Origin of the sequence: Nakamurella sp. (assembly GCF_048594475.1) — a bacterium.
In the GTDB taxonomy this organism is placed as follows: Bacteria; Actinomycetota; Actinomycetes; order Mycobacteriales; family Nakamurellaceae; genus Nakamurella.
Genome location: NZ_JBMDXT010000022.1, coordinates 1 through 3,783 on the forward strand (window position 1 = coordinate 1; position 3,783 = coordinate 3,783).

3 protein-coding genes are annotated in these 3,783 nt (G+C 73.9%); 1 reads left to right on the forward strand and 2 read right to left on the reverse strand.

What is annotated here, in order from left to right:
• Positions 1-2,532 carry an ABC transporter permease gene (locus ACOJUF_RS01110; protein ID WP_420120021.1) on the reverse strand — a complete coding sequence of 844 codons (2,532 nt, stop codon included), beginning with the start codon at positions 2,530-2,532 and terminating at the stop codon, positions 1-3.
• A 6-nt stretch (positions 2,533-2,538) separates the two neighbouring features.
• Complete coding sequence (locus ACOJUF_RS01115; RefSeq protein WP_420120022.1) at positions 2,539-3,339, reverse strand: ABC transporter ATP-binding protein; 801 nt, start codon at positions 3,337-3,339, stop codon at positions 2,539-2,541.
• A 195-nt stretch (positions 3,340-3,534) separates the two neighbouring features.
• Here ACOJUF_RS01115 and ACOJUF_RS01120 point away from each other — a divergent pair.
• A partial coding sequence (locus ACOJUF_RS01120) for an aldo/keto reductase (protein ID WP_420120023.1) occupies positions 3,535-3,783 on the forward strand: 249 nt, incomplete at its 3' end.

Genomic DNA, 3,783 nt, shown 5'->3' on the forward strand with positions numbered 1-3,783 from the left:
TCACGCCGCCGTGATCGCGCGGAGCACGTCCATCCGGGCCGCCCGGCGGGCCGGCCAGACCGCGGCCAGCACCCCGATCACGGCCGACAGCAGCACGAACACCACAAGCTGCCCGACCGGGACCGACAGCACCCGGATGCCGTCGTCCGCGGTGGCCCGCTGGATGCTGACCCCGAAGACCAGGCCCAACCCGACGCCCAGCACCGCCCCGAGCACGGCGATGGCCACCGATTCCAGCCGGACCATGGTCCGCAACTGCCGCCGGCCCAGGCCGATCGCGCGCAGCAGGCCGACCTCGCGGGTGCGTTCGATCACCGACAGCGCCAGCGTGTTCACGATGCCCAGCACGGCGATGATCACCGCGAGCCCGAGCAGCGCGTAGATCACCGCCAGCAACTGGTCGACCGGCGCCCGCTGTTCGGCGGCGAACTCGTTCTGGTCCTTCGCGGTGACGGTGGGCAGCTCCGCGATCACGGCGTCGATCCCCGCGGTGACCGCGCCCGAATCGGCGCCCGGGGCCGCCGCCACGTACACGGTCGAGTCGACCGGCTCCAGGTGATCGAGCACGGCCGGTGGCACGATCAGGCTGCCCGCCAGCTGGTTGGGTTCGACGATGCCGGTCAGCGGCAGGTCGACCACACCCGAGGGCAGGGTCACCGCCACGGTGTCACCGACGCGCCACCCGGAAGCGTCGGCGCGGTCCCGGGCGGCCACCAATCCCCCGCCGTCCAGCCGGCCGTCGGTGACCACCAGGGACGTCATCCGCCCGAGTCCGGTGGGATCGGCGGCGACGAGGAACGCGTCGGAGCCGTCGATCTCGGCCGTGCCGTACCGCACCGGAACGACCTCCGCGACGCCGGGCAGCGCCGCGATCCGCTGTCCGATGGCCGCCGAGAACGGGGCGCCGACGGCGTTCGAGACCACGTAGTCGGCCCGCAGGTCGGAGGCGACGAGCGCGTCCACGCTGGCCTTGGCCGACTGGCCGATCACCGCCATCGCGCTGACCAGGGCCAGCCCGATCATCAGCGCCGATGCGGTCGCCGAGGTCCGGCGCGGGTTGCGCCGGGCGTTCTCCCGGGCCAGCCGGCCGACCGGGCCGAACAGCCGGGGGAACGGCCAGGCGATCAGCGCGACCAGCGGCCGGCCGATGACCGGGCTGATCAGGGCCACCCCGACGAACACGCCGAGCACGCCGGCGCCCAGCTCGGCCAGCCCCCCGTCGAAGGCCAGCGACCGGACCATCAGGGCGGCGCCGGCCGCGCCGATCACCGCCCCGGCGATCAGCCGGCGCCGCAGCGAGGACTCGGGCATCGCCACGTCGTCCCGCAGCGCGGCGACCGGCGGCACCTGCGCGGCCCGGCGGGCCGGCAGGTACGCGGCGAGCAGGGTGATCAACACGCCGACCGCGTAGGCGACCACCACCGTCCGCCACTGGAAGACCAGGCCCGCGCTCGACAGGTCCAGGCCGATCGCCCCGAACAGGGCCTTGAGCCCGACGGCCAGCCCGAGGCCCAGGGCCAGTCCCACCGTCGAGCCGACGACGCCCACGACCAGGGCCTCGGTCAGCACCGACCGGGTGACCTGGCGCCGCGATGCGCCCAGGGCGCGCAGCAGGGCCAGCTCCCGGGTGCGCTGCGCGACCACGATCGAGAAGGTGTTCAGGATCAGGAAGGTGCCGACCACGAGGGCGACGGCCGCGAAGACCAGCAGGAAGGTCGTGATGAAGGACAGGCCCTCGGCCAGGTCGGACTGGTTCTCCGCGGCGATCCGCGCGTCGTCCAGTGCCTCGTACCCGGCCGGCAGGGCGGCCCCGACCGCCGCCGCCAGCGCGGCGTTGTCCACCGAACCGTCGCCGGTGACGGCGATGTCGGTATAGGCGTCCGCGCCTCCCAGGTACAGCCGCTGGGCGGTGGCCGGGTCCATCAGGACCAGGGTCGCACCGATCGTGTTCCCGGTCCGGCCGAACCGGGCCGTCCCGACGAGCGTGCCCCGCACGGTCGGTTCGGTCCCGGTGGTGACCAGTGTGATCTCGTCCCCGAGGGCGAAACCGGCAGCCGCGAAGGACTTGTCGTCCACGACGAACTGGTCGTCCGCCGCCGGCGGGTTCCCGCTGGTCAGCGTGACGATCGGCGACCCGTCGGCGGCCGGGCCACCGGTGAACGTCGTGCCGATCCCGGGCGCGCCGCCGCCACTGCCGACGATCTTGCCGTCCCGCCCGATCAGATAGGTGCTCTGATTGAGCACGGTGCCGTCGACCCGGGCGACCCCGGGGACGTCGGCCAGCGCGGCGGCCAGCTCCGCGGGCACGCTCCGCGCGTCGGCCCCGGTGAAGCCGCCGGTGTCCGCGGCACCGGCCGGTCGGACCGTGACATCGGGGGCGGTCTGCCGGAACAGCTCGGTGAAGCTGCGGTTCAGGGTGTCGGTGAACATGAACGTGCCGGCGACGAACGCGACGCCCAGGACGATCGCGAACGCGCTCATGGCGAGCCGGAGCTTGTGCGCCAGCAGGCCTTTGAGGGTGACGGTGAGCATCGCCGGTCAGCCCCCGGCCGCCGCGGTGGCGGGCCGCGCATCGAGGTGCTTCATCGTGTCCAGGACCCGCTCGGCGGTCGGGTCGGCCATCTCGTCGACGATGCCCCCGTCGGCCAGGAACAGCACCCGGTCGGCGTAGCCCGCGGCACCGGGGTCGTGCGTGACCATCACGACGGTCTGCCCGAACTCGCTGACCGAGCGCCGCAGGAACCCGAGAACCTCGGCCCCGGAGACGGAGTCGAGGTTGCCGGTCGGCTCGTCGGCGAACACGATGTCCGGCCGGCCGGCCAGCGCCCGGGCGCAGGCGACCCGCTGCTGCTGGCCGCCGGAGAGCTGATTCGGCTTGTGGTCGAGCCGGTTCCGCAGCCCGACGGTGTCGATCACGGTGTCCAGCCAGGCCCGGTTCGGTGTCCGCCGGGCGATGGCCAGCGGCAGGGTGATGTTCTCCCAGGCGGTCAGGGTGGGCACCAGGTTGAACGACTGGAACACGAACCCGATCCGGTCGCGGCGGATCCGGGTCAGTTCCCTGTCGCCGAGCCGGGTCAGATCGGCGTCGCCGATGAACACCGCACCCGACGTCGGCGTGTCCAGCGCGGCCAGACAGTGCATCAGGGTCGACTTGCCGGAGCCGGACGGTCCCATGATCGCCGTGAACTGGCCGGGCCAGAAGTCGGCGTCGACCCGATCAAGCGCGACGACCCCGGTGTCCCCCGCGCCGTACACCTTGTGCAGACCGACCGCCCGGGCCACCGGGGCCAGGCTCGGTGGTGCGGTGATCGTCGCCGGCTCTGCTGCTGCGTGACTCATGCTCGTCTCCCGTGGTTTTCGCAGCCGATTTCGGCCTTGGCAGGGACGCTACGAAGCCGCGCCGGAACCGGACATCGGGTGACACCCCGGGCCGGGCCGGGGAAAACCCCACCCCGCCCCCGGGTCCGGCCCGACGCCCGGCGGTGGCCCGGCCCGCCCGGCGGGCTAGCGTCGTGACGATCGAAGGGAGACGCCATGACCGTCCCGACCATCGACCTGGCCCCCGGCCTGACCGTCAGCCGCCTGGGCTTCGGTGCCATGGCCGTCAGCCACGTCTACGGTGAGACCGACCCCGAGCAGGCGCTGCGCACGCTGCACCACGCGGTCGACGAGGGCATCACGTTCCTGGACACGGCCGACGTCTACGGGCGGCCGCGGGGCGGGCCGGCGGGGGCGCCGGGCCCCCCCCCAGCGCGGGGGGGCCGCCCCCGCGCGCCCCCCCCG